Annotated in this window: 25 protein-coding genes and 1 tRNA gene; 14 read left to right on the forward strand and 12 right to left on the reverse strand. The window is 63.9% G+C overall.

Going from position 1 to position 23,694, the window contains the following annotated elements:
• Positions 1–111 precede the first annotated feature (111 nt).
• Positions 112–1,512 (forward strand): GntP family permease, encoded by a 1,401-nt coding sequence (locus VVR41_RS01345; RefSeq protein WP_368523276.1) that lies wholly within the window; start codon positions 112–114, stop codon positions 1,510–1,512.
• Positions 1,513–1,533: 21 nt separating this feature from the next.
• A complete protein-coding gene (locus VVR41_RS01350; protein ID WP_368523277.1) occupies positions 1,534–2,673 on the forward strand; it encodes a glycerate kinase in 1,140 nt (379 codons plus the stop codon).
• On the opposite strand, the gene VVR41_RS01355 is transcribed toward VVR41_RS01350, so the two are convergent.
• Positions 2,661–3,398 (reverse strand): glutamine amidotransferase, encoded by a 738-nt coding sequence (locus VVR41_RS01355; protein WP_368523278.1) that lies wholly within the window; start codon positions 3,396–3,398, stop codon positions 2,661–2,663. The two genes, VVR41_RS01350 and VVR41_RS01355, sit on opposite strands and share 13 nt — an antisense overlap.
• Positions 3,399–3,446: 48 nt before the next feature.
• Here VVR41_RS01355 and VVR41_RS01360 point away from each other — a divergent pair, with 48 nt between their 5' ends.
• Positions 3,447–3,686 carry a PLDc N-terminal domain-containing protein gene (locus tag VVR41_RS01360; RefSeq protein ID WP_368523279.1) on the forward strand — a complete coding sequence of 80 codons (240 nt, stop codon included), beginning with the start codon at positions 3,447–3,449 and terminating at the stop codon, positions 3,684–3,686.
• Positions 3,687–3,710: 24 nt separating this feature from the next.
• Here VVR41_RS01360 and VVR41_RS01365 read toward each other — a convergent pair whose 3' ends face one another.
• From VVR41_RS01365 to acnA, 5 genes are all read right to left on the reverse strand, one after another.
• A complete protein-coding gene (locus VVR41_RS01365; RefSeq protein WP_368523280.1) occupies positions 3,711–5,081 on the reverse strand; it encodes a PFL family protein in 1,371 nt (456 codons plus the stop codon).
• 2 nt (positions 5,082–5,083) lie between these two features.
• The gene (locus tag VVR41_RS01370) at positions 5,084–5,353 is read right to left on the reverse strand and encodes an ACT domain-containing protein (protein ID WP_321100769.1); all 270 of its coding nucleotides are present in this window, start codon (positions 5,351–5,353) and stop codon (positions 5,084–5,086) included.
• Positions 5,354–5,386: 33 nt separating this feature from the next.
• Positions 5,387–6,115, reverse strand: a complete 729-nt coding sequence (locus VVR41_RS01375; protein ID WP_368523281.1) for a glutamine amidotransferase-related protein — start codon at positions 6,113–6,115, stop codon at positions 5,387–5,389.
• Positions 6,116–6,139: 24 nt separating this feature from the next.
• A complete protein-coding gene (locus tag VVR41_RS01380) occupies positions 6,140–6,706 on the reverse strand; it encodes a TetR/AcrR family transcriptional regulator (RefSeq protein WP_368523282.1) in 567 nt (188 codons plus the stop codon).
• Between the two features lie 92 nt (positions 6,707–6,798).
• A complete protein-coding gene (gene acnA, locus VVR41_RS01385; RefSeq protein WP_368523283.1) occupies positions 6,799–9,579 on the reverse strand; it encodes an aconitate hydratase AcnA in 2,781 nt (926 codons plus the stop codon).
• 162 nt (positions 9,580–9,741) lie between these two features.
• Here acnA and VVR41_RS01390 point away from each other — a divergent pair, with 162 nt between their 5' ends.
• The 3 genes from VVR41_RS01390 to VVR41_RS01400 all read left to right on the forward strand — a co-directional run bounded on the left by VVR41_RS01390 (position 9,742) and on the right by VVR41_RS01400 (position 13,374).
• Positions 9,742–10,245, forward strand: a complete 504-nt coding sequence (locus VVR41_RS01390; RefSeq protein ID WP_368523284.1) for a DUF6676 family protein — start codon at positions 9,742–9,744, stop codon at positions 10,243–10,245.
• A 415-nt stretch (positions 10,246–10,660) separates the two neighbouring features.
• The gene (locus VVR41_RS01395; RefSeq protein ID WP_368523285.1) at positions 10,661–12,298 is read left to right on the forward strand and encodes a DIP1281 family NlpC/P60 protein; all 1,638 of its coding nucleotides are present in this window, start codon (positions 10,661–10,663) and stop codon (positions 12,296–12,298) included.
• A gap of 32 nt (positions 12,299–12,330) precedes the next feature.
• The gene (locus VVR41_RS01400) at positions 12,331–13,374 is read left to right on the forward strand and encodes a ferrochelatase (protein WP_368523286.1); all 1,044 of its coding nucleotides are present in this window, start codon (positions 12,331–12,333) and stop codon (positions 13,372–13,374) included.
• Here the strand turns inward: VVR41_RS01400 and VVR41_RS01405 are convergent.
• The gene (locus VVR41_RS01405) at positions 13,371–14,129 is read right to left on the reverse strand and encodes a hypothetical protein (protein ID WP_321100736.1); all 759 of its coding nucleotides are present in this window, start codon (positions 14,127–14,129) and stop codon (positions 13,371–13,373) included. The genes VVR41_RS01400 and VVR41_RS01405 overlap by 4 nt on opposite strands.
• A gap of 33 nt (positions 14,130–14,162) precedes the next feature.
• Between VVR41_RS01405 and VVR41_RS01410 the strand changes: the two genes are divergently transcribed.
• Genes VVR41_RS01410 through VVR41_RS01420 form a run of 3 tightly spaced genes read left to right on the forward strand, consistent with a single transcriptional unit; the run spans position 14,163 to position 16,651 of the window.
• Positions 14,163–15,008, forward strand: a complete 846-nt coding sequence (locus VVR41_RS01410) for a DUF3097 domain-containing protein (RefSeq protein ID WP_321100737.1) — start codon at positions 14,163–14,165, stop codon at positions 15,006–15,008.
• 9 nt (positions 15,009–15,017) lie between these two features.
• The gene (locus tag VVR41_RS01415) at positions 15,018–15,446 is read left to right on the forward strand and encodes an NfeD family protein (RefSeq protein WP_368523287.1); all 429 of its coding nucleotides are present in this window, start codon (positions 15,018–15,020) and stop codon (positions 15,444–15,446) included.
• On the forward strand, positions 15,446–16,651 hold the full coding sequence (locus VVR41_RS01420) for an SPFH domain-containing protein (protein ID WP_409338252.1): 1,206 nt from the start codon (positions 15,446–15,448) through the stop codon (positions 16,649–16,651). Before VVR41_RS01415 ends, VVR41_RS01420 begins: the two co-directional genes overlap by 1 nt.
• On the opposite strand, the gene VVR41_RS01425 is transcribed toward VVR41_RS01420, so the two are convergent.
• From VVR41_RS01425 to VVR41_RS01435, 3 genes are all read right to left on the reverse strand, one after another.
• Complete coding sequence (locus VVR41_RS01425; RefSeq protein ID WP_321100739.1) at positions 16,623–17,180, reverse strand: MarR family transcriptional regulator; 558 nt, start codon at positions 17,178–17,180, stop codon at positions 16,623–16,625. The two genes, VVR41_RS01420 and VVR41_RS01425, sit on opposite strands and share 29 nt — an antisense overlap.
• Positions 17,181–17,191: 11 nt before the next feature.
• Positions 17,192–17,866: a TVP38/TMEM64 family protein gene (locus VVR41_RS01430; RefSeq protein WP_368523288.1), complete on the reverse strand. Its 675-nt coding sequence runs from the start codon at positions 17,864–17,866 to the stop codon at positions 17,192–17,194.
• 80 nt (positions 17,867–17,946) lie between these two features.
• Positions 17,947–18,032 (reverse strand) — tRNA-Leu (locus VVR41_RS01435).
• A gap of 175 nt (positions 18,033–18,207) precedes the next feature.
• On the opposite strand from VVR41_RS01435, the gene VVR41_RS01440 reads away from it, so the two are divergent.
• Together VVR41_RS01440 and VVR41_RS01445 are read left to right on the forward strand one after the other, a co-directional pair.
• Positions 18,208–18,747 (forward strand): YbhB/YbcL family Raf kinase inhibitor-like protein, encoded by a 540-nt coding sequence (locus VVR41_RS01440; protein WP_368523289.1) that lies wholly within the window; start codon positions 18,208–18,210, stop codon positions 18,745–18,747.
• Positions 18,747–19,094, forward strand: coding sequence for a hypothetical protein (locus VVR41_RS01445; RefSeq protein ID WP_368523290.1), 348 nt, complete (start codon positions 18,747–18,749; stop codon positions 19,092–19,094). Before VVR41_RS01440 ends, VVR41_RS01445 begins: the two co-directional genes overlap by 1 nt.
• On the opposite strand, the gene VVR41_RS01450 is transcribed toward VVR41_RS01445, so the two are convergent.
• Both VVR41_RS01450 and VVR41_RS01455 read right to left on the reverse strand, forming a co-directional pair.
• Positions 19,069–20,154: a quinone-dependent dihydroorotate dehydrogenase gene (locus tag VVR41_RS01450; RefSeq protein WP_368523291.1), complete on the reverse strand. Its 1,086-nt coding sequence runs from the start codon at positions 20,152–20,154 to the stop codon at positions 19,069–19,071. The two genes, VVR41_RS01445 and VVR41_RS01450, sit on opposite strands and share 26 nt — an antisense overlap.
• Positions 20,155–20,171: 17 nt before the next feature.
• Positions 20,172–21,149, reverse strand: a complete 978-nt coding sequence (locus VVR41_RS01455) for a hypothetical protein (RefSeq protein WP_368523292.1) — start codon at positions 21,147–21,149, stop codon at positions 20,172–20,174.
• A gap of 72 nt (positions 21,150–21,221) precedes the next feature.
• On the opposite strand from VVR41_RS01455, the gene VVR41_RS01460 reads away from it, so the two are divergent.
• From VVR41_RS01460 to VVR41_RS01470, 3 genes are read left to right on the forward strand one after another with little or no spacing between them, the layout of a single operon-like run.
• A complete protein-coding gene (locus VVR41_RS01460; protein WP_321100750.1) occupies positions 21,222–22,067 on the forward strand; it encodes an undecaprenyl-diphosphate phosphatase in 846 nt (281 codons plus the stop codon).
• Positions 22,068–22,083: 16 nt separating this feature from the next.
• Positions 22,084–23,316, forward strand: a complete 1,233-nt coding sequence (gene mshC, locus VVR41_RS01465; protein ID WP_368523293.1) for a cysteine--1-D-myo-inosityl 2-amino-2-deoxy-alpha-D-glucopyranoside ligase — start codon at positions 22,084–22,086, stop codon at positions 23,314–23,316.
• Positions 23,313–23,693: a hypothetical protein gene (locus tag VVR41_RS01470; RefSeq protein ID WP_321100755.1), complete on the forward strand. Its 381-nt coding sequence runs from the start codon at positions 23,313–23,315 to the stop codon at positions 23,691–23,693. Before mshC ends, VVR41_RS01470 begins: the two co-directional genes overlap by 4 nt.
• Position 23,694: the final 1 nt, after the last annotated feature.

Consider the following 23,694-nt stretch of genomic DNA (forward strand, 5'->3'; position numbering starts at 1 on the left):
TGCATGTTCTGGAGCACAGAATTGTTCACCAATAGTGTTCCAGGGACCAGTGCATAACCGGGCATCGGGAGCATATTCTCAACTCACTACCTACACAGAAGAGGAGAGGTGATGACCGGAATTGCCTTGATTGCTGCTTTCGCAGCCGCAATCGCGCTCATGATCGTCATGATTGCCAAGTGGCGCATCCACCCGTTTATTTCCATCATGCTGGTGTCGCTGGGCCTTGGCCTGATCGGCGGGATCCCGCTTGTCGACCGCACCGATGACACCGGCGAGAAGATCCCCGGAATCGCGACGGTGATTGGGGAGGGTTTCTCAGGCACGTTCACCTCGATCGGCATCGTCATCATCCTCGGCGCGCTGATCGGCCTGATCTTGGAGAAGACCGGAGGTGCGTTCCAGATTGCGGATGCGCTGGTGCGGTTGATCGGTAGGAAGCGCCCCGTCCTCGCCATGCAGCTGATGGGGTGGATCGTCTCGATCCCGGTCTTCTGCGACTCCGGATTCGTCATCTTGAACCCGATCCGTCGTGCGCTCGCTCGCCGGACTGCTGCGTCTTCGGTCGCGATGACCGTTGCACTGTCGGCGGGCCTGTACACCTCGCACGTGTTCATCCCGCCGACTCCCGGGCCGATCGCCGCTGCGAACACTCTCGGCATCGGCGACAACCTCCTCATCGTGATCGCGCTCGGTGCCGTGGTGTCGATTCCGGCGATGATTGTCGCGTACTTCTTCGCGCGCTACATCGGAAAACGCGTGACCACGGATGAGGACATGCACGAGTTGAGCGATGCAGAGCTCGAAGGGCTGTACGAGGAGCTGCGGCGCTCCTACGGCCGCCTGCCGAGCGCCGGCGCTGCGCTGATTCCCATCGTCTTTCCAATCCTCGCTATGGCGGCAGGAACCGTGAGCAAGGCCGCCGGCTGGACCGGCATCGCGGGTGACCTGGTCGAGTTCATCGGAACCCCAGTCATCGCGCTGGCGCTGGGAACAGCCATCGCCGTTGCCGTCCTGGCACAGGTTGGCCGGGCGGGCGAGCTCTACGACATCACCGAGGACACGCTTCGTGTGGTCGGACCGATCCTGTTCATCACCGCGGCCGGTGGTGTACTGGGCAAGGTTATCGCCAACACGGACCTGGTGGACTTCGTCCAGGCCAACGCTACCGCGTTCGCCTCCATGGGGCTGTTCTTCCCCTTCATCGTCTCTGCCATCTTGAAGACCGCGCAGGGTTCGTCAACGGTCGCGCTCGTAACCACCTCGGGCATCGTTGCGCCACTGCTGCCCGCGCTCGGGCTGGAATCACCGGTTCAGATCGCGCTCGCTGTGATGGCGATTGCGGCGGGTGCAATGACCGTCTCCCACGCGAACGACTCTTACTTCTGGGTCGTCACCAACTTCGGTAGCATGACTCCGCAACAGGGGTACCGGACGCAAACGGTGGTTACCCTTCTCATGGGTATCACGTCCATCATCTTCATTTGGATTCTCGGAATCTTTCTCGTCTAGGAATCTACGAAAGGACGCACTATGAAGATCGTGGTCGTGTCGGACTCGTTCAAAGGGGCACTGAGCTCTCAGGGAGCCAATGCCGCCGTGGCGGCAGGGGTGTACCGGGCGGATCCCGCCGCTGACGTGATCCAGATCCCGGTTGCCGATGGCGGGGAGGGAACCGTCGCAGCCCTTGTCGCCGCCGCGCGTGGCGAGATCAAGGAAGCGACGGTGTGCGGCGTGTTCCTAGGGGAGTCCGTCACCGCATCGTACGGCGTGCTCGATGACACCACGTCCGTAATCGAGATGGCAGCGTGCGCGGGGTTGCCCTTGGCGGCTGGACGATTGGACACAGGCCGGGCCACCACGTATGGAGTCGGGGAGCTCATCTCCCACGCGTTAGACAACGGCGCGCGCCACATCATTGTGGGCGCCGGGGGAAGCGCCACGACAGACATGGGATGCGGCGCCGCAGCCGCTCTCGGCGTGCGCTTTTACGACGCACACGAGCGCGAGTTTGTGCCCACCGGATCGACGTTGAGCCAGGTGGCGCGCATCGACACCTCCGCCTCAACCCTGCGCGGCGCGCGCGTCACGGTCATGTGCGACATCGATAACCCGCTCACAGGCCCCACCGGCTCAGCCGCCGTCTTCGGCCCGCAGAAGGGAGCAGACCGCGAGCAGGTCACGCTTCTCGACGCCGGGTTGGCCCACATCGCCAACCTCATCGAACGCGATCACGGTCTCAGCGTGTCCGAGATTCCGGGCGCGGGCGCAGCCGGAGGCCTGGCGGCGGGCCTCGTCGCTTTTGCTGATGCGACGCTTCAACCGGGTATCGACGCCGTCCTCGACGCCGTCAGCTTCAGCGACATCGTCGTCGACGCCGATCTCGTCATCACAGGGGAGGGGCGCATCGACGGGCAATCGCTGTCCGGCAAGGTCCCCGTGGGTGTGGCCCGCCGCGCGGCCGCAGCAACCGGTGCAGCCCCGCCGCCCGTCGTCGTGCTCGCCGGATCCGTGGACGGAGACATCGACGCTGTCTATTCCGAGGGCATCACGGCTGTGTTCCCGATTGGTGCTGGACCCGCCACGCTCGCCGAGGCCATGGACAATACTGAGGCCAACCTCTCCAACGCAGCGCGCAACGTCGTCGCGCTGTGCGCGCGCTACCGCGCGTAGCGGTTGGCGAAGTTCGCCAGAATACGGTTGTTCCAGGTGTAATCCGACGAGTAGACGGCCTCCAAGATCGAGTCCATCTCGGCAGGGTCGAAGTAGTTCAGGTGCGCGTAGGTGCGCAGCCGAAGCTCGAGGGATTCGCCGGTGAGTTCCGGGTGAAACTGGGTAGCGTAAACGTTGCTCTTCACCCGGAACATCTGCACCGGGCAAGCCTCACCGGTGACCAATACAGTGGCCTTGTCTGGCAGCTCCAAGACAGCCTCTTTGTGCCCGACGATGCTGGTGAACCGCTCGGGTAGCCCCGCGAGGACAGGGTCGCTGCTGGTGGCGTCGACAAGCGAAAGCTCGACCGGGCCGGCGTCTTCGGCGTGTTCGGTACCCAAGCGTGCACCGATGGCGGTGCCAATGGCACCGATGCCGTAGCAGGCACCGAGGAGCGGGAAGTCGCGGTCGATGATCTCGGCGATAAGCGTGCCAATCTCCCGCTCGATGCGCAGCTGCAACTTCGACTTGACTGCGTCAGTGTTGTTGAACGGGCTTCCACCTAGAAGAACCCCGGAATAGTCGTCGAGATTGACCTCGCCGAGTGGTGCCGCCTCAATTCGGCGCTGCTCAATATCGCCCTGAGTAAGACCCATAGTCTGAACGAAACTCACTAGCTCTGCCGCCGCCGTTTCATCCTCCGGGCGGGTGCTGAGCAACAGAAAAGGGCGCGAGATAGAGGCCATTGCATAAACCTAGCAAACCGGCCGTGCGCTGTGCGTACACTACGGGGCATGACCCATCAGTTTGTGAGCACCCTGACAAAGCAGTGGAATCGCCTCAGTAGCGGCGAGAAGACCGCCGTGGGCATCCTCGCCACGATCGACGGCATCGGAAAGAGCGCCGCGCTGGCCAGCCTCGTCCGCACGCCGAAGGAAAAGGTGCGCGGATCGAAGCTGGTGTGGGGCCCGATCATCGCCACGGTCAACACCCTCGGGTGGATCGCGTGGTTTCTGATCGGGACCAAGAAGTAGGCAGCCGCCTACCTTCTTTGACCTTTAGTTCCTGAACCCGTGGACCGGCGCGGGGATGAACCCACCACGGTGAATGAGGGCATCGTTGGACTTGGTGCTGACGGGAATGACCGGCGCGTAACCGAGCAGTCCGCCGAAGTTGACCTCGTCGCCCGGCTTCGTTCCCGGAACCGGGATAAGCCGAGCCGCGGTGGTCTTGTGGTTCATCACACCGATGGCGGCCTCGTCGGCGATCATGCCCGCGATCAGCTCAGCGGACGTGTCGCCCGGGATGGCGATCATGTCGAAGCCGACAGAGCAGATCGAGGTCATTGCCTCGAGCTTGTCCATGCTGATGGAGCCGGCGCGGACCGCGTCGATCATCGCCCGGTCCTCGGAGACGGGGATGAAGGAACCGGACAAGCCACCGACGCGCGAGCACGCCATCATGCCGCCCTTCTTCACGGCGTCGTTAAGCAGCGCGAGCGCAGCTGTGGTGCCGTGGGTACCCACCTGCTCCAGGCCCATGCGCTCGAGGATGTGCGCGACAGAGTCGCCCACCTCGGCGGTGGGGGCGAGGGAAAGGTCGACGATGCCGAACGGCACGCCGAGGCGTTCCGCCGCCATGTTGCCGACAAGCTGGCCTGCGCGAGTGATCTTGAATGCGGCCTTCTTGATTTCCTCGGCCACCTCGTTCAGGCTCGCGCCCTCGAGGGAACCGAGCGCGTTGTCGACCACACCGGGGCCAGACACGCCCACGGAGACGACGGTGTCCGGCTCTTCGATGCCGTGGAAAGCACCCGCCATGAACGGGTTGTCGCCAACGGCGTTGGCGAACACGACGAGCTTTGCGCACGCGATGGAGGATTCGTCGCGTGTGAGCTCGGCGGCTTCCTTGATTACCTCACCCATGGTGCGCACGGCGTTCATGTTGATGCCGGCGCGCGACGTCGCCACGTTGACCGAGCCGCACACGTTGGAGGTCACACTCAGTGCCTCAGGGATGGAACGGATGAGTCGGGAGTCCGACTCGGTCGCGCCCTTTTCCACCAGCGCGGAGTAGCCACCGACGAAGTTCACACCGAGCTCTGCGGCAGCCTTATCGAGGGCTTTCGCGATGTCCACCGGGTTGCCCTCGACGCCAGCTGCGACAAGGGAAATGGGGGAGACCGAGATGCGCTTGTTCACGATCGGGATACCGAGCTCGCGCTCGATGCCCTCGCAGACCTCCACGAGGCGCTCGGCGCGCTGCGTGACGCGGTCGTAGACCGCCTCGCACGTCTGCTCCATGGTTGCGCGGGTGCAACCGATCAAGGAGATACCCATGGTGACGGTGCGGATGTCGAGGCGGTAGTCCTCGATCATCTGGATGACGCTGAGGATGTTGTGCGATGCGACGTTGAATTCTGCAGTCATGATTAGATCTCGTTCATCGCAGTGAACAGGTCGGTGGACTGGATTCGCACCACCACGCCGAGGGACTCGCCGACGGTGGCGAGGTGCTTCTGCAGCTCCGCCATGTCGGTCTTCTCACCCGGAAGCTGAACACGCATGACCATTGTGAAGTAGTCGTTCAGAAGCGTCTGGGAGAGATCGAGAATGTTGAGGCCGCGCTCCGCGGCGGCGTTGGAAACGCCGGCAATGATGCCTACGCGGTCCTGGCCAGTTGTCGTAATAATCGCCTGCATGGTGGGCATCTTAGTCGCTCCCTATAACAGTGACTACGTTGGCCGGAGACACAGTGCAACGAAGCGGCGCAGAATCTCGTTTGCCCACTTCACATCTACCGACGGCAACGCGGCGACAATGGTGTCGTACTCCGTGAGAGGGAAGTAGCCATAGTCGTAGTAGAAGTCCATGCGCGCCTTCATCGCAGCCGCATCCATCTCGGCGTGGAACTGGCTGGCCCAGACGTGGTCCTTCCACCTCGCTACCTGTATCGGGCACGTTGGACCTGTCGCTAGAACCGCGAGATCGGCGGGCCAGGTTTCGGGGTTCTCGGTGTGCCCGGTGAAGGCGAAGAAGGAATCCGGGAAACCGTCGAAGAGGGCATCGTGGAGCCCCGCGGTGGTGAGCTCGACCAGAGTTGGTCCAGAGGCCTCGGGCGCTGAGTGGCCAATGGTGCCGCCGACTGCGCTGACGAGCCAGCTCATGCCGAAGCAGATGAGGAAGACGGGCACGGGGGCGTCGAGAAGCTCCTGCAACTCGCGGTGGACGTGGCACTGCCACTCGGAATACTCCGCGTTCGTCACATTGAGCGAGCTGCCGCCAACGACCACCCCGGCGTATGCGGAGACGTCGCCGATGACGTCGCTGGTATGGGCGATGACGCGTAGTTCGACCTCGTCCTCCCCAAGACCTGTGGCATCCAAGAAGTCGCGGCGCTCAGCTGCGGCAACCTCTGGGCCGATGGCCCCGTTACGCAGTGAGACGAAGAGGAAAGTGGCCATGAACGCCATTCTATACCGCTTGGTCTACTGCTTCGGCACTCGGTTGCGCACAGACTGCTCCACGAAGTCCAGCATGGCACTGAGATGCTCGGTCGATTCGCCGGAGGCAATCTTGACCACTAAGCCCTCCATCATGGTGGCCAAATAGGTCCGAATCACATCGACTGGCACATCGTCTCGCATGGCGGGGTTGCGCTCAAGGCGTGTGCTCAGCGCATCGTCGAGGACCTCAAGCTGCTCGCGCCACCGTTCCGCGAATGACGGATCCGTGCGCAGCTTTCGCATGATCTCGGCACGGGTGACGTGCCAGCTGTGGGAGTCCGGCTGTGCGAGCAAAGAACGCATCAGGCCGATGAGACCGGACTCGGCCACAACGTCTGCTTGCTTATCCGCGTCCTCACGCGCCACTGCGAGGAAGAGCGATTCTTTGTCTCCGAAGTGGTGGAAGATTGCTCCCCGCGTCTTTCCGGTGGCCTGCTCGAGCCGGGAAACCGTCGCTCCTTCGTAGCCGTACTGCGCGAAGCACGCTCGTGCGGCGTCGAGAATCTCTCGTCTGCGCCGGGCGAGTTCTGTATCGGGCACGATTGGCATAGTTACCTCCGCGAGGTGAGTAGGTAAGAACGGAAAGGGGTCCGCCGGGAAAACCCGGAGGACCCCTCAGCGCATAGGCCGCCTAAGCGGTGTTAGCTCTTGACCATCTGTCGCAGCACGTACTGCAGGATGCCGCCGTGGCGGTAGTACTCCGCCTCACCCGGCGTATCCACGCGCACCTTGGCGTCGAATTCGACAGTCTCGCCGCCGTCCTTCGTCGCGGTGACGTGGACGGTCTCCGGGATGGTGTCACCGTCGTTGAATGCGGTGATACCGGAGATGGCGAAGGTTTCGGTGCCGTCCAGACCCAGGGACTCGTGGGACTCACCCTCGGGGAACTGGAGCGGGAGGACGCCCATACCAATGAGGTTCGAGCGGTGGATGCGCTCGAACGACTCGGTGATGACCGCCTTCACTCCGAGGAGGTTGGTGCCCTTTGCCGCCCAGTCACGGGAGGAACCGGTGCCGTACTCCTTGCCGGCGAGCACGACCAGCGGGATGCCGGCCTGCTCGTAGTTCTGCGCGGCGTCATAGATGAACGCCTGAGGTGCACCCTCCTGGGTGAAGTCGCGGGTGTAACCGCCGGCTTCCTCCACGAGCTGGTTGCGCAGACGAATGTTTGCGAAGGTTCCGCGGACCATGACCTCGTGGTTACCGCGACGGGAGCCGAAGGAGTTGTAGTCCTGGCGCTCCACGCCGTGCTCATCGAGGTAGTTCGCTGCCGGGGTGCCCGGCTTGATGGAGGACGCCGGGGAGATGTGGTCGGTGGTGACGGAGTCGCCGAGCTTGGCCAGAACGCGTGCGCCGTCGATGTCCTCGACCGGGTTCGGCTCATCCGGCATGCCGTCGAAGTACGGTGCCTTGCGGATGTAGGTGGAGTCCTCGTTCCAGTCGAAGGTCTTGCCCTCCGGAATATCCAGTCCCTGCCACTGCTCGTCACCCTTGAACACGTCGGCGTAATCCGCCTCGTACATCTCGCGGGAGATGGTGTCGGCGATGGTGCCCTCGATTTCCTCCGCAGACGGCCAGACGTCCTTGAGGAAGACGTCGTTGCCCTCGGAGTCCTGGCCAAGCGGCTGAGTCTCGAAGTCGAAGTCCATCGTGCCGGCGATCGCGTATGCGATGACCAGCAGCGGCGACGCGAGGTAGTTCATCTTCACGTCGGGGGAGATGCGGCCCTCGAAGTTGCGGTTACCGGACAGCACGGCGGTCGCGGTCAGGTCGAACTCGTTGATGGCCTCGGAGACCTCGTTGGGCAGCGGGCCGGAGTTGCCAATGCAGGAGGCGCAGCCGAAACCGGTGAGGTAAAAGCCGACTGCCTCGAGGTCCTTCCAGAGATCGGCGCGCTCGTAGTAGCCGTCGACGACCTGGGAGCCCGGGGCCATGATGGTCTTGACCCACGGCTTTGCCTTCAGGCCCTTCTCCGCGGCCTTGCGCGCCAGCAGTGCGGCGCCGACCATGACGGACGGGTTCGAGGTGTTGGTGCAGGACGTAATTGCCGCAATGGCAACGGCACCGTGGTCGAGGGTGTACTCGCCACCCTGCGGAGACTCCACGATGACCGGCTTGGAGGCGCGGCCTTCGGCGCCTTCCGCGGCAGACTCGCCGTTACCCGGCCAGGACTCGTTGTAGGAAACGGTCTCGGTCTTCGGGGCGCGGACAGGCTCTGCGGTGCCCTCACCGGCATCGTTGTAGTCGGGCAGCTGCTTGCGGAAAGTTGCCTTGGACTCAGAGAGCAGAATGCGGTCCTGCGGGCGCTTCGGTCCGGCGATAGACGGCACGACGGTGGACAGGTCGAGCTCGAGGTACTCAGAGTACTCAGCCTCGGGAGCATCCTCCTCGAGCCACATGTCCTGAGCCTTGGCGTAGGCCTCGACGCGGTCGATGGTCTCCTGGTCGCGGCCGGTGAGATGCAGGTAGTTAATGGTCTCCTCGTCGATCGGGAAGATCGCGCAGGTGGAGCCGAACTCCGGCGACATATTGCCGATGGTGGCGCGGTTCGCCAGCGGGATCTGGCGCACGCCGTTGCCGTAGAACTCAACGAACTTCTGCACCACGCCGTGCTGGCGGAGCATTTCGGTAATGGTCAAAACGACGTCGGTCGCGGTCACGCCGACCGGGATCTCGCCGGTGAGCTTGAAGCCGACAACACGGGGGATAAGCATAGAAACCGGCTGGCCCAGCATGGCTGCCTCGGCCTCGATGCCGCCGACGCCCCATCCAAGGATGCCCAGGCCGTTTTCCATGGTGGTGTGGGAATCGGTACCGATACAGGTGTCCGGGTACGCAACGCCCTCGTTGTCGAAGACGACACGAGAGAGGTACTCGATGTTGACCTGGTGGACGATGCCGGTTCCCGGCGGAACAACGCGGAAGTTGGAGAAGTTCTCCGCACCCCAGCGGAGGAACTGGTAGCGCTCCTCGTTGCGCTCGTACTCGATTTCGACGTTCTTGTCGAGGGAGTCGGTAGAGCCGAATGCCTCAATAATGACGGAGTGGTCGATAACCATCTCCGCTGGGTTAAGCGGGTTGACCTGGTCGGGATTGCCGCCGAGGGTAGAGACTGCCTCGCGCATGGTGGCAAGATCGACTACGCAGGGCACGCCGGTGAAGTCCTGCATAAGGACACGGGCCGGGGTGAACTGAATCTCTACGGAAGGCTCGGCCTGGGGGTCCCAGTTGGCGATTGCCTTGATGTGATCCTCGGTGACATTCTTGCCGTCCTCGGTGCGCAGCAGGTTCTCACCCAACACCTTGAGGGAGTAGGGCAGCTTCTCCATACCTTCAACCGCGTCAAGGGCGAAGTAGTCGTAGGACTTTCCTCCGACCTCGAGGGTCTTCTTGGAATTGAAGGAGTTCTTGCTTTCAGCCACAGTCAGCTCCGTTTCTCGTTGGTTACCAATTTCGGGATAATCAACCACGTTGATGGTCGACTTCCCATGATAGGGGACTGCGCCACATCGAGATGGGCATTTAACGTTACGAACGTAATGTTTTATATGTGACTTACGTCTCATTTAGTGGACAACCGGTAGGTGGAGGGTAATGGAATGATCCCGGCGGACGTGGATATGGCTGCTCTCGAAGCGCAATTGCGGGACGACGGAATTGCGTTTGGCACCGCGAACCCGGCTAATGAGGCGCTCGAGGTGCATCTCCAGAGTGCGAGCGCAGTGTCAGAGGGGGCAATACTGCAGAACGCGGGAATCGTGGTTCTGGAGATGACGCCGGAGCAGCCGGCCGACCTTCGAGATATTGCGCACGATCTCGCGGATGCAACCGGTCGTGACCCAGTGATTGTCCGCACGCCGCAGGCGAGCGGGGCAGTGAGCGAAACTCTGACCCGCCACCAGGTTGAGAGTGCGCAACGCGCCATGATGGCTCAGCCGGACTACGGGGAGGGGCTCCAGGCTTTCGCCTCCGTGGCTTCGGGTGGGGTCACCGCCTGGCCGCTATTTTTCGCGGCAGCCGTGGCTTCCGTCGTGGTGGTGGCAGGTGCGACCGCCGCTTTGGTCAAGCGATGGAACTTGACTATTTGAGGCCTCCCGTTCTACGTAAACCAGTGTGACGATGTTCACACTGATTTTTTGCGTGTCGATCCCCGCAGTATATGACGCTACCGGGTCATGTGACGCGCCTTGACTCGTGTGAAAGAAGGTAAAGCTTGGGCAACAGGTTCATAACATGACGTATGGTTTCAATGTTGGCTCGTGAGTCGTTCATAACCAATTCTGCATCAAATAACGCATCAGGTTCGGGCATGTGGGGAAGCACGCCAAGCACCTAGCGCGGGGTTCTGAGTGGAGTTGGGGGGTCGGCTTACGCGCCCGCGTCAGTAGTCAACCTGTTTAATCCGCGTGTCAAGCTTGGAAACTAGTCATTTCCCGTCCGGCTCGACGATTAGTCACCGTCGACCCGGACGCGCTGTCGGCGCGCGGGTGAGGAGCACCTTCAGTGGGCAATCCGAAGAAGGGCACCCGATCTCTCTGGGGGCGCACCGCCGCCAGTGTCATCGCGTGCTCAACCACCCTTTCAATCGTTACAACCGTGTCCGCACCGATCGCCGGAGCGCAAAGCTCCGATTGGTCTGCCGCGGCACTCGTAACCGCGCTGAGCGACGCTCAGTCGCGCGTCGACGCAATCAACCTCAACATGGGAGATCTGCGCGAGAGCGTCAACCGGGCGCTCGTCGACCTCCACGATGCGCAGTCGCGCGCGGAGCAAATGCGCCGAGGCGTCGAGGAGGCCCGCCAAAGGTTGGCCGAAACCCAGGCGGCTGTCGACGCTGCTAGGCGGGAACTCGCAGACGTCGCAAGGCTGCAGTACCGCGCACAGGGAGCGCCTACTGTGCTCGCCGGCGGTGCGGCCGACCAGAAAGACGTCCTCGACCGCTCTCTCTACGTGCGCCAGCAGGTAGAGGAGAAGCAGGCACGCCTCGCTGAGGTGGAGCGCGCGCGTACCGCCGCCGCTAACGAGGAGTCGACCCTGCGCGAGGCGAGCCGTCTGGCTGATGAGGCCGCAGCTGAAGCTGCCCAAGCGGAGGAGGCGGCCCGCGCCTCGCTTGACTCCAGCGAGCAGGAGCTCACCACCTACGAGGCCGAGCGCGAGAAAGCCGCTGCCGAGGTCGACGAGGCGAAGCAACAGCTTGATCAGGTTCGCCCGTCCGCGGCGGACGAGGCTGCCGACGAAACCGGGGAGTCTACAGAGTCGGTCGAGCCGTCTGCTCCCGAGGCACAGTCGCTTTCTACCCCTGACGTTCCGGAAGCCACCCCCGAGATGATTTCAGCGGTGCGTGAACGGATCACAGAAGAGCAGCCTGATGCTCCGGAACCGAGCGAGGAAGCTATTAGCTACGCCGTCTCCACGGCGCTGCTGGCCGGAGAGCAAGGTGAGTCGGCGGATGACCCGGAGGTGCAGGCTGCGGCGATTGCCGCCACAGCGGCCGTCATCGGATCCTCCCAAGCTGAGCACGCCTCTCTGGAAGACCCCTACGTCGGGGGAAGCTCCGACGATGTCATCGCGGCGTTTTCCAAAGGCTTCGCCAGCGTGGTGGGCTCCCGCGAAACTGTCAGCCCCGACGTGGCGGACGTTTTGCCCGTAGTTGAGGATGCAGTGTCGGTCACCGAGACGCTGACGACACCGGAGCCGGAGACCACATCAGAAGACGAGACGGAAAAAGAAATCGCCTCGACCCCCAACAGTGCGCTTGTGGAGACGGTCATTGCCCGAGCTCAATCGATGGTCGGCACTCCCTACGTCTGGGGTGGCGGCGATGCGAACGGCCCGACCGCAGGCCTCAATGGCGGCGGAATTCGCGGCTTCGACTGCTCGGGGTTGGTTCTGTACGCCTTCGCCGCAGCGGGAATTTCGCTGCCGCACTACACCGGCTACCAGTACCAGCGCGGAACCCAGGTCGACCCGAGCGATGCCCAGCGCGGCGACCTTCTCTTCTGGGGGCCGAACGGCAGTCAGCACGTGGCGATCTACCTGGGCGACGGCATGATGATCGAGGCGCCTCAGTCCGGCCAGAATGTTCAGGTGACGTCGGTCAGGTGGTCGGGAATGGCTGACAAGGCGGTGCGCCTGCTGTAGGGGCAGGGCCCACGGGGTCTACCATGTCTGGCATGGCTCTCAACGACTATGACGCACTCCTCCTCCTTTCCTTCGGCGGCCCCGAAGGCGAGGAGGAGGTTATTCCATTTCTGGAGAACGTGACGCGGGGGCGCGGCATTCCCCGTGAGCGTCTCAAGGAGGTGGGTGAGCACTACTTCCACTTTGGTGGTGTCAGCCCGATCACCCAACAGAACCGCCAGATCATCGCAAACCTCGAGGCGGAGCTCGCCGACCGCGGGTACGACCTTCCCGTCTACTTCGGCAACCGCAACTGGCATCCGTTCGGGGAGGGTACGGTCAAGCAGATTCACGCTGACGGCCACCGTCGGGTGCTCGTCTTCGCTACATCGGCGTGGGGCGGATACTCGGCATGCCGTCAATACGACGAAGACATCAAGCGGTTGCGCGAGGTGGCCCCGGAGATTGAGTTCACCAAGCTGTGGCAGTTCTACGCCCACCCCGAGTTCATCCGTCTCAACGCAGAGCTTTTGACAGAAGCCGTAGCCAAGGCGGACATGGAGAAGTCTAAGGTGCTCTTCTCCGCGCACAGTGTCCCCACCGCTGCAGACAACGCCTCTGGCGGTGTTGATGACGCTAACCTTTATTCGCGTCAGGTGGCGGAGTCGTCCCGACTCATCGCGGAGGCCGCAGGAGTGGCGGACTACGAGGTTGTGTGGCAGTCCCGCTCGGGTAATCCGGCAACCCCGTGGCTCGAGCCGGACGTCGTCGATCGCGCTCTCGAACTGCGTGAGCAGGAGGGCACCGAGCACATCATTTGCGTGCCGGTCGGCTTCATCACTGACCACATGGAGGTCGTCTGGGACCTCGACACCGAGCTCAAGGACGACATCGCAAAACAGGGCATGACGCTCGATCGCTTGCCGACGGTCGGCCTCACCCGCGACTTCGCCGCAATGGTCGTCGACCTCGCTAACAGTGCAGCCGAGGGTTCGCAGCCGCAAAACCTGTCCACGATTACTGTCCAGGGCTGTACCGTCAACGGTGCCCCGTGCAAACCAAGCTGCTGCGCCCCGCAGCGCCCGGCACGCCACTAACCCCCGACGTTGACCCGCCACAGGTCGTGTACCGCGTCCGCCACGCCCGCCATGCGGGCGGTACGGATGTGGCGCCAGAGGGCGAACAGGTGCGGGTCGAAGCTGTGGTCGCCGATGCGGTCGGTGACCGTCTCGATGATCGCCGCGACGCGGTCGGCCCTGGCGAAAAGCTTCGCCGCCCGGGGCGTCACACTCGCCGGGAGCCCCGGGGTGTCGTAGAAGTCCGCGAGCGTGCCCACTGTCAGCCGCGGATTGCCAAGCCCCTCGACGGTCTGCCCGGTGGCCTCGATCAACAGCGCCGCCGAATCGGTCGCCTGGGTCAAAAGCGCATCAGCCTCCCCAGGGCTGAGCCATGCCGGCTCTGGGAGGCGGCCGTGTTCCTCGAACCAGCGCCAGTGGACTCCGTCAGGCTGATAGGACGGGACGAGGATGTGGGTGAGGGCGTCGGATTCCCGCACGGCGAGCGCCCCCGCGGGAGTCAGTGCCTGAGCCGCCGGAGACGTCGGCGGGATTTCGGCCGCTTGTCCCGGTCCCCACAAAAGGAGGCGGACAACGGGGTCGGGGGATGAAATGTCGGCGATCGAGCGGACGTCGCTAAGCAAATCGGCCAACGGGCGGCCACCGAGCTCATGGCGTCCCCCGAGGTCGGTGAACGCGTCGACAAGGCTGTCGGTTGGTTCCGCCCCGTACAGCCAGGCAGCGAGCCAGACGGCGGTGTTTTGCAGGGGGGAATAGACTTCGGCGCGCGTATCCATCGCGGACATCCTAGCGGATAGAATCTGCCCACTATGAGCTTTGACGACCGCTACGGAGGAGACATCCTGAAAGGCCATGCGCGTAAGCAGGCCCCGACATACCCAGCCGTCCCGGCACAACCCGGACTTGTCGCGGAGGTCGTCGGCGACGAGTTCGTGGGGGCCGTCGTCGGGTTCGAGCGCACCTACGACGGAGACTTCGTGCGGCTGGAGGACCGACGCGGAGCACAGCGGCTGTTCAAGATGCTGCCCGGAGCCTTCCTGGTCGAGGGGCGCCGCGTGAGCTTGACCCGCTACGTCGAACCGACGCATGCGGGACCGCAGCAGTCGAACTCAGGCTCGCGCAAGGTGGCCAACGTTAAGGCCAAGGTGGCGATGCCGAGCAGGATCTGGGTGGAAGGCATCCACGATGCGGCCATCGTGGAGAAGGTGTGGGGCCACGACCTCCGCGTTGAGGGTGTCGTCGTGGAGTACCTCGAGGGCTTGGACAATCTCCCGGAGCGCCTCGCTGAGTTTCAGCCTGGGCCGGGCCGTCGCATCGGGGTCCTGGCCGACCACCTCATCGAGGGTACGAAGGAGTCCCGCATCGTCGCAGACGTCGGGCCCCATGTGCTTGTCACGGGCCACCCCTACATCGACATCTGGGCGGCGGTGAAGCCATCGAGCGTGCGGATTCCCGGGTGGCCGGACGTGCCCTACGGCGAGGATTGGAAGACGGGCGTGTGCCGGCGTCTCGGCTGGTCGGACCCGAAGGAGGGATGGCACCGCGTCTACGATGCCGTCGGCAGCTTCCGCGACCTCGACTACACTCTTATCGGGGCAGTGGAGCGCCTTATCGATTTCGTCACTACTCCCGAGCTGACTAAGGAAGACCTGTAGCCTGGGGGTGTGGGTGCCTTAGCGTGGTTTATTGCAGCGATCGTCCTTGCCGGCCTGGAGCTCGCGGCGGGTGAGTTCACACTGCTCATGCTCGCCGCCGGCGCTTTGACAACGGCCGGTGTCGCTCTCATTGATCTGCCCGTGATTGCCGAGGTTGCGGTCTTCGCCGTCTCCTCGGCGGCGTTCTGGTTTATCCTCCGGCCGTATCTTCACAAACGGTTTCACACACCGTCGGCTTACGACGATTCCCCGCGAGCCCTTGTCGGGGCCAGTGCAGAGGTGATCGAGGCCATTAATTCACGCGGCGGCCAAGTACGCCTGCACGGTGATATCTGGTCGGCCAGGTCCCTCGACCCCGCAGTAGAGATCCCGGAAGGGTCCCGCGTAACCGTATCTGACATTGACGGCCCCGTTGCGGTCGTCTGGAAGGAAAGATAGTGGGTTCAATCCTTGTACTCGTCATCATCGCGCTGGTGGTGGCGCTAGCTTTCACCTCCATCAAGATGATTCCCCAGGGCGAGGCCGCCGTTATCGAGCGCCTCGGCCGCTACACACGAACGGTCTCCGGCGGACTGACGCTGCTGGTTCCGTTCATTGACAGGGTGCGCGCGCGTGTCGACACCCGTGAGCGCGTTGTCTCGTTCCCGCCCCAGGCCGTCATCACCCAGGACAACCTGACGGTTGCGATCGACATCGTAGTGACGTTCCAGATCAACGACCCGGCGAAGGCGATCTACGGCGTGGACAATTACCTCGTCGGTGTGGAGCAGATCTCCGTTGCCACGCTTCGCGACGTCGTCGGTGGCATGACCCTGGAGGAGACGCTGACCTCGCGCGAGACCATCAACCGCCGGCTGCGCGGTGAACTGGACGCGGCTACCGCCAAGTGGGGCCTGCGCATTAGCCGAGTGGAGCTCAAGGCCATTGACCCGCCGCCGTCGATCCAGCAGTCGATGGAAATGCAGATGAAGGCGGACCGGGAAAAGCGCGCCATGATTCTCACCGCCGAAGGTAAGCGCGAGTCCGACATCAAGACCGCCGAGGGTGAAAAGCAGGCACGCATCCTGTCGGCTGAGGGCGAAAAGCACGCTGCCATCCTCAACGCCGAAGCCGAGCGCCAGGCGATGATCCTGCGCGCCGAGGGCGAGCGCGCCGCGAAGTTCCTCGAGGCCCAGGGCGAGGCCCGGGCTATCCAGAAGGTCAACGCCGCCATCAAGTCCTCCGGCGTCACCCCGGAGCTCCTCGCGTACCAGTACCTGGACAAGCTGCCGAAGATCGCTGACAACGAGGCCGCCACCATGTGGATGATCCCCTCGACCTTCGGCGATTCCCTGGAGCAGTTTGCTAAGGCGTTCGCGAACAAGGATGACGACGGCGTCTTCCGCTACGAGGCGGCCGGCGTGGACCAGGAGACCCGGGACATGGCCTCCCAGGAGGACACCGACGAGTGGTTCGACACCTCCACCGACCCCGAGCTGGCCAAAGCTCTCGCCGAGGCACGTGCGGTGGCGAACAAGCACGTTGACGACCCGGATCCGACGCAATCAGGCGAGAACGCCACGACGCGTCCCGAGATCGAAGCGGCGCGTCCGCAGCAGGGCAGCGCTATTGCCCCTAACCTCGCGGAGCGTCAGCCTGAGTAATGAGGTTGAGCACGAGCTTCCACCCGGCAAGCTCGGCGCGCCACCCAGCCGCCTGCAGACGCTGACTCATGGCTTGTTTCGAGATACCGAGTTCGGCCGCCGCTTCATTCTGATTGAGGCCACTGCGCAACAGCGCGGTGGCCTCTCGGCCTTCGTAGGTGCGCTTGTTCAAAACGTGGCCCAGCAACGCGATCGCGGCGGCGATATCCTCAGCCGAGGTGCCGGCACCGGCGCCGTTGACCCGGACGTTGACGGATCCTGGGCGCGACCCCACCGCGCTCGTCGCGGCGAAAAGCGCCGCTCCATCGGGATTGATCCCGATCCCGACCGCCCAGTTGCCGTCAGCGAGCAGCGCCATGATGACGTTGAGGGCTGCCTCGGGGCTGTCCACGTTTGCCCGGATGTCCTCCACGCCCACGGGCTCGAACTCGCCGACACCGGGCAGTGTTGAAAGCGCACTGGCCGAGCGGGTCACCACATCGGCGCGGCGCTTCTCCCGGCCCCGGTAACGGGCATGCACAGCAATCATGGTTGTCGAGTCTATCTGTCTATGGTGGGGACTTTACTTGCCACCCCCTGGCGGGTGGGGAGGGAGGCGTCGAGAAGCAAGCCTGCGATCCCAATCGCCGCAAGAGTTGCGGTGAGGGCGATCACCGCGGGGTCGGCGCGGCCGGTGAGTGTGTCCCCGAAGAACACCGTGCCGAGGGTCCCAGGCATGGAGCCGGCGAAGGTCGCAATCGCGAATGGAGCCACGCGCACACGCGACAGCGCAGCCGCGTAGTTCATCACTGAGAACGGCACCACCGCGATCATCCGGAGACTCGCCACAGCGAGCCACCCACGCTCTTCGAGTCGGCGGTTGATCATCTCCACCGAAGGGTGCGTCAAGCGCGGCGTAATCCAGTCGCGGAGGAGTCCTCTCACAACGCTAAGGGAGACCACAGCCGCCGCTGTCGTCGCCGTTAGCGCGATGGCGAGTCCTGCTACAGGCCCGAAGAGAATTCCGGACGACAGCGTCATCACGGTCCGCGGGACGGGGAACTGGGTAATGAGGACGTAGAGCATCCAAAACAGAACAGGGAAGATAGGTCCGGTGTTATCCGCCCAATCGCGCAGCACCGCCAGCGGCGGGACGTCCACGATGCGCCAGACAACGAAGAATACGACGGCGACCACGCAGAGCGCGAGTGCGCGCGGGACGGAGATCTTCGGCACCGTAGACAGGCTTTCTTGTGGGGGGGAGCAGCGAAACGAAAGAATCGGGACCCCGCGATGTGTGGGGTCCCGATGTCTTGTGCCCGAGGGGGGACTTGAACCCCCACGTCCGTTAATAGGACACTAGCACCTCAAGCTAGCGCGTCTGCCATTCCGCCACCCGGGCCGGGTAGTGTTTTCAGCCTTTCGGCTGGGCACTCGCATAACTATAGGACGGCCCTGCGAATCAAACAAATCGCCAGGTGAGAGGGTGAAAAACGCTTAACTTCAACGGTGTACCTTTTCGTGTGCAATTCCGAATTCGACCCCGGGCGGGATCGGTTTTGGGTACAAATGGGTACATGACTAACTACGACTACTCCGCAGATGTGTTCCCCGGCCACGACCCGTTCGCCGTGATGAAGCAGGTGCCGGCCTTCACTCTGACGTCCACAGATGTCACCGACGGCGCCGAGCTTTCTGCCGAGCAGGTGGGTGAGAACGCCACGTCGCCGCAGCTGGCGTGGTCCGGCGTGCCCGACGGCACGAAGTCGTTCGCCGTCACATGCTTCGACCCGGACGCCCCGACAGGCGCGGGCTTCTGGCACTGGGCAGCCTTTAACATCCCCGCAGGCACCACCGAGCTGCCCGCGGGTGCAGGGGCGGATGAGGATCTCGGTGTGGGTGCTGTCACCCTCGCAGGGGACTCCGGTCAGCGTGCCTTCTACGGCGCCAACCCGCCGGCAGGCCACGCGCCGCACCGCTACCTGTTCGCGGTGCACGCGCTCGATGTCGACACTCTCGATGTGCCTGAGGACGCCACCCCGACGGTGCTCGCGTTCAACCTGTACTTCCACACACTCGGGCGCGGCGTCGTCTGGGGTTGGTACGAGAACAAGTAATGGTTCCGGTCCAACTACGCGTAGGCGGGGCCTTTCTGGCTCTCGCCCTTGTCCTCGTCATTTACGCGGCGGTCTCGTTCTTCCGCGGGGAATCCGTCTTCGAGATCACACCGCAGGTGGTGACGATCTTCGCAGCTGCCGCGATCTTCGGCGCTAACGCCACGTTCGTCCGCGGCCAGGCGCGCTCCGTTGCCCAGGTAGCCGTCCTCGCGGTTGCGGTGGCGCTCGTCGTCATCGGGATCCTTCTGCCGTCAACGGCGATCGCACTCACGCAGACCTACTGGCTGATCCTCTGGGCTGTGGTGGCGACGATCTGTGCGCTTATTTTGCGTCGGAGCGCCATGTAAGGCCGCTGCCGACTGCTTCGCTAATCGACGCCAACCCGTGCGCGCGCACCTGCGCCGCCAGGCCACGGTGCACGCCCCTGATCCAACCGAGCCCGCCGTAGATCATCGGAGTGTAGCCCTGCAACAGGCTTGCTCCAGCGGTGATGCGCTCCCAGGCCTGCTCAGGGGTGGTAATCCCGCCGACACTGACGAGGATGAGTTCGTCGCCGACACGGTCGTTCAGGCGCTTGAGTACCTCGAGGGACCGCTCGGCCAGCGGCGCTCCGGAGATGCCGCCCGCTCCCATCGCCTCAACCTCGTCGGCAGGTGTGGTCAGGCCCTCGCGCGAGATGGTCGTGTTCGTGGCCACGATCCCCGCGAGACCGAGCTCGACGGCGAGGTCCGCGACAGCGTCGATGTCCTCGTCGCTGAGATCAGGCGCGATCTTGACCAGCACGGGGGTCGAGGTGCTCTCCTTGACGGCGCTCAAGATGGGGCGCAGTTCCTCCACCGCCTGCAGGTCGCGAAGGCCCGGCGTGTTGGGGGAAGAGACGTTGACGACGACAAAGTCGGCCAGGGGGCCGAGCACTGTTGCGCCTGAACGGTAGTCCGCGACGGCGTCCTCGGCGGTCTTGTTCTTGCCGATGTTGATCCCAACGATGTTGCGCGACCGGCGGTTGCGCAGGTTCATCGCCACGGCGAGGGCACCGTCGTTGTTGAAGCCCATTCGGTTGAGAATTGCCTTGTCCGCAGGAAGGCGAAACAGGCGGGGAGCGGGGTTGCCGGGCTGCGGCTTCGGGGTGACCGTACCAAGCTCGGCATAGCCGAACCCGACTGCGCGCCAGGCGTCAGCCGCGGTGGCGTTCTTGTCGAATCCAGCTGCCAGTCCCAGCGGTCCGGGGAAGGTGACTCCGAACAGTTCCTGCTCGAGAACGGGGTCGTTGACGGCGACGACCTTCTCCATCACACGTGCGACGGGGCGAGCGCTATTCAGCGTGCGCAGACCGGTCGAGATGATGTCGTGGATGCGTTCCGGCGGAAGCAGGAACATGACTTTCAGTGCAGCGTCGTAGAGGCGCATGAGAGGCCTTTCGTGTGTTAGGGGGTGACGACTTGGAGTCCGCCGCCGGTGGCGGAGGCGAGAACGAGGGTGCCGTCGGGAAGCGAGACCATGTGACGGGCGTCGGGGACCGTCTCGACGGTGGTGCGCACGATGGGGACACCGGTGGCCAGGGTGTAACCCTCGGCCGTGTTGGTCGCCGTGGACGCGATCCACGCGAGGGCGCGCGCATCATCCCACGTGACCGCCCACGGGCTTTCTGCCACCGGGGCTGTCATCTGCAAGCGGATGATGTCGTCGGTGTTGTAGACCAACAACTGTGAACCGGTGGTGTCGGCTGCGAGGACGAGGCCGTGGGGGCCGCCGGCAACGTCGCCGACACCGAGGCCCGCACGCAGCGTGCCGCCCTGGCGGCCGTTGTCGATGTCCATGTCCTGAACCGTGGTGACCTCGTGGTTGACGCGGACTACGGCGTCGTGCTTGTCTGCGCCGCGCGGCGCCGCAACGAGCTGGTCGGTGCCCTTCGCGGCCTCAAACGTCGAGACCTCGCCGTCAGCGCCAAACACAGTAATCGTGGTGGAATCGTGCGACGCTGCCACCACATCACCGTCCGAGGTGCGCACCGCCGAGCTCACCGGATCCTCAGCGGTCACGGTGTCGACGCCGTCGGCGGAGAACACGCGAATCTCGGTTCCGCACGCGATAGCGAACGTGCCGACGTTGGCGGCGACATCGCCGCAGGCGTCGGAAAGCTCGTAGCGTTGCGCGGTGCCGGCGGTGACGGCCTCGAGGGTCCCCACGCGCAGTTCGTTGCCGGTACGCACGGAGATCAGCTCGCCCGTGGCGTCTAAGTCGGAGACCGCCTCAAAGTCGTAGACGGTGCCGGCGGGAGATGACGTCGCCGGGGAAGCGGCGGGTGTGGCATTGCCCATAGCGACACCGCCCCCGGCTTGCTCTTCATTCTGCGGCGGGGTCTGGCAGGCACCGAGGCCCAACGCCAGGCCTGTGACCAGCACGACACAACTCGATCCGACACCTAGTTTCACAAGTTGAAAGCTTAGCAACGTCGCGGAGTAGGGTTTCAACCCATGAGTACTGCGGATTCAATGAGCTGGATTCAGGTCGTCGTCTTGTCGATCGTCCAGGGTCTGACGGAGTTCCTTCCGGTGTCCTCGTCAGGCCACCTGCGCATCGTCTCTGAGCTGCTTTGGGGCGAGGATGCGGGCGCGAGCTTTACCGCCGTGATCCAGCTCGGCACCGAACTGGCGGTGCTGGTCTTCTTTGCCAAGGACATTTGGCGTTTCCTCAGCGGCTGGTTCGTCGGCTTGCTCAACAAGGACAAGCGCGGCTTCGATTACCGGATGGGGTGGATGGTCATCGTCGGAACCATCCCCGTTGCAGTGCTGGGGCTCGTCCTCAAGGACCTGATCCGGGAGAACTTCCGCAACCTCTGGATCACCGCGGCCGTCCTGATCATCTTCTCCTTCGTATTCATCCTCGCCGAGCGCAAGGGAACGAAGCAGCGCAGCTTCGACGAGCTGACTATGAAGGACGCGATCATCATGGGTCTGTGGCAGTGCTTGGCCCTCATTCCGGGGGTGTCGCGTTCGGGTGGCACGATCTCGGGTGGTTTGTTCCTCAACCTCGACCGGGAGGTGGCTACGCGATTCAGCTTCCTGCTCGCCATCCCCGCCGTGCTCGCGTCTGGCCTTTTCTCGCTTCCCGACGCCTTCAACCCCCAAGCCGGCCAGGCCGCCACCGGCGCGCAGTTGCTTGTAGGCAGCGCAATCGCGTTCGTCTTGGGCTACGTCTCGATCGCATGGTTGCTGAAGTTCGTCGCGCACCACTCTTTCGCGTGGTTCGCCGCCTACCGCATTCCGCTCGGTCTGATCGTCATGGCGTTGCTGGCCGCCGGCGTCATCGCCCCGGCATAGCAGTAGGGTAGGCACCATGCGCTCTTGGCCTTATCCCGCCGTAGCCTCCGTTGCCGGAGACGCGGTCGAACTCCGCCTGTACGACACCGCCGACCAGGTAGTCAAGCCTGTCGATGTATCCGGCGCCGAAGTCGGGATGTACGTCTGCGGCATCACGCCGTACGACTCGACACACCTGGGGCACGCGGCGACGTACCTCACATTCGACCTCGTGTACCGCCAGCTGCTGGCAAACGGCCACCGCGTCCACTACGTCCAAAACATCACGGACGTCGATGACCCGCTCTTCGAGCGTGCGGCGCGCGACGGCGTGGACTGGCGCGATCTCGGCCGCGAGCAGATCGACCTGTTCCGCAGCGACATGGAGACGTTGGCCGTGATCCCGCCTCGTGACTACATCGGTGCGATCGAATCGGTCACTGAGGTCGTCGCGATGGTTTCCAGGCTCCTCGAGGTTGGTGCGGCCTACCGCCTGGACTCCGGGGACATTTACGCCTCCATCGAGGCCACCCGCCAGTTCGGCTACGAGTCGAACCTCGACCGCGCCACGATGGAGGAGTTTTTCGCCGAGCGAGGCGGCGATCCCGAGCGAGAGGGCAAGCGCGACCCCCTCGACGCGCTTGTGTGGCGCGGCCCGCGCGAAGGCGAGCCCTCGTGGGATTCTGAGCTCGGCCCGGGCCGGCCCGGGTGGCACGTGGAGTGCTCGGCGATTGCCACGAACCGCCTCGGCCGCACCTTCGCGATCCAGGGCGGTGGCTCGGACCTCGCGTTTCCGCACCACGAGTTCTCCGCGGCCCACGCCGAGGCGGCGTATGGCACCGAGCGTATGGCCGGGCACTACGTCCACGCCGGGATGATCGCGCTCGACGGGACAAAGATGTCCAAGTCCCTCGGCAACTTGGTGTTCGTGCACAAGCTCACGGCCGCGGGCCACGACCCGAGCGCGATCCGCGTCTCCGTTTTCGCCAGCCACTACCGCCAGGATCGCGATTTCTCGCAGTCGCTTCTCGACGCCTCCGAGACCCGCCTCGCCCGCTGGCGCGAGGCCGTCACCGGTGAGGCGTCCCGCGCGTCGGCCCTGGGTATCGTGGCGGAGCTGCGTGCCGCCCTCGCGGACGATCTGGACACCCCTCGCGCCCTCGACATCCTCGACACAGTGAGCGGAGACCACGACGGTGTCGTCGCCGCGGCGGCCGATGGGCTGCTCGGTGTGCGGCTTGCCCCGATTTCGCGCACAATGTCTGCATGACCATCCGCGAGCAGTTCCAAGACGACGTCGACGAGTTCATCGCCGACCTCACCACGTTTGCCTCCGGTTCCTATCTGCGTGACGAGGACAAGGAGCTGTGGGACGAGCCCTTCGACCCCGCCGTTCTACCCGAGCTCAAACAGCTCATCGAGGGCTTCCTCGACGCGCTTGAGTTGCTTGGCGCGGACCCCGACGCCGAAAGCCTGACCAAGGTCGTTGCGCCGTTCTACGCCAGCCTGAATGATTTCAACCGGAAGAATGCCGACGCTGTGCTCGAACCGGAGGAAAAGTCTGACCTCGAGGGTTTGGTGTTCCGCGCCGCTGCCGCCACCGGTGCGGACGATGAGGCGCTGGCTGCTCTTCCCGAGCTGGATTAGC

Origin of the sequence: Corynebacterium sp. LK2510, assembly GCF_040946405.1 — a bacterium.
Lineage (GTDB): Bacteria > Actinomycetota > Actinomycetes > Mycobacteriales > Mycobacteriaceae > Corynebacterium.

Coding starts and splice junctions, on each gene's coding strand:
- mshC (WP_368523293.1), top strand. CDS start 22,084: ATGCGCTCTTGGCCTTATCCCGCCGTAGCCTCCGTTGCCGGAGACGCG.
- VVR41_RS01440 (WP_368523289.1), top strand. CDS start 18,208: ATGACTAACTACGACTACTCCGCAGATGTGTTCCCCGGCCACGACCCG.
- VVR41_RS01425 (WP_321100739.1), bottom strand. CDS start 17,180: ATGATTGCTGTGCATGCCCGTTACCGGGGCCGGGAGAAGCGCCGCGCC.
- VVR41_RS01355 (WP_368523278.1), bottom strand. CDS start 3,398: ATGGCCTCTATCTCGCGCCCTTTTCTGTTGCTCAGCACCCGCCCGGAG.
- VVR41_RS01345 (WP_368523276.1), top strand. CDS start 112: ATGACCGGAATTGCCTTGATTGCTGCTTTCGCAGCCGCAATCGCGCTC.
- VVR41_RS01350 (WP_368523277.1), top strand. CDS start 1,534: ATGAAGATCGTGGTCGTGTCGGACTCGTTCAAAGGGGCACTGAGCTCT.
- VVR41_RS01400 (WP_368523286.1), top strand. CDS start 12,331: ATGGCTCTCAACGACTATGACGCACTCCTCCTCCTTTCCTTCGGCGGC.
- VVR41_RS01460 (WP_321100750.1), top strand. CDS start 21,222: ATGAGTACTGCGGATTCAATGAGCTGGATTCAGGTCGTCGTCTTGTCG.
- VVR41_RS01360 (WP_368523279.1), top strand. CDS start 3,447: ATGACCCATCAGTTTGTGAGCACCCTGACAAAGCAGTGGAATCGCCTC.
- VVR41_RS01470 (WP_321100755.1), top strand. CDS start 23,313: ATGACCATCCGCGAGCAGTTCCAAGACGACGTCGACGAGTTCATCGCC.
- VVR41_RS01445 (WP_368523290.1), top strand. CDS start 18,747: ATGGTTCCGGTCCAACTACGCGTAGGCGGGGCCTTTCTGGCTCTCGCC.
- VVR41_RS01410 (WP_321100737.1), top strand. CDS start 14,163: ATGAGCTTTGACGACCGCTACGGAGGAGACATCCTGAAAGGCCATGCG.
- VVR41_RS01380 (WP_368523282.1), bottom strand. CDS start 6,706: ATGCCAATCGTGCCCGATACAGAACTCGCCCGGCGCAGACGAGAGATT.
- VVR41_RS01375 (WP_368523281.1), bottom strand. CDS start 6,115: ATGGCCACTTTCCTCTTCGTCTCACTGCGTAACGGGGCCATCGGCCCA.
- VVR41_RS01405 (WP_321100736.1), bottom strand. CDS start 14,129: ATGGATACGCGCGCCGAAGTCTATTCCCCCCTGCAAAACACCGCCGTC.
- VVR41_RS01450 (WP_368523291.1), bottom strand. CDS start 20,154: ATGCGCCTCTACGACGCTGCACTGAAAGTCATGTTCCTGCTTCCGCCG.
- VVR41_RS01370 (WP_321100769.1), bottom strand. CDS start 5,353: ATGCAGGCGATTATTACGACAACTGGCCAGGACCGCGTAGGCATCATT.
- VVR41_RS01365 (WP_368523280.1), bottom strand. CDS start 5,081: ATGACTGCAGAATTCAACGTCGCATCGCACAACATCCTCAGCGTCATC.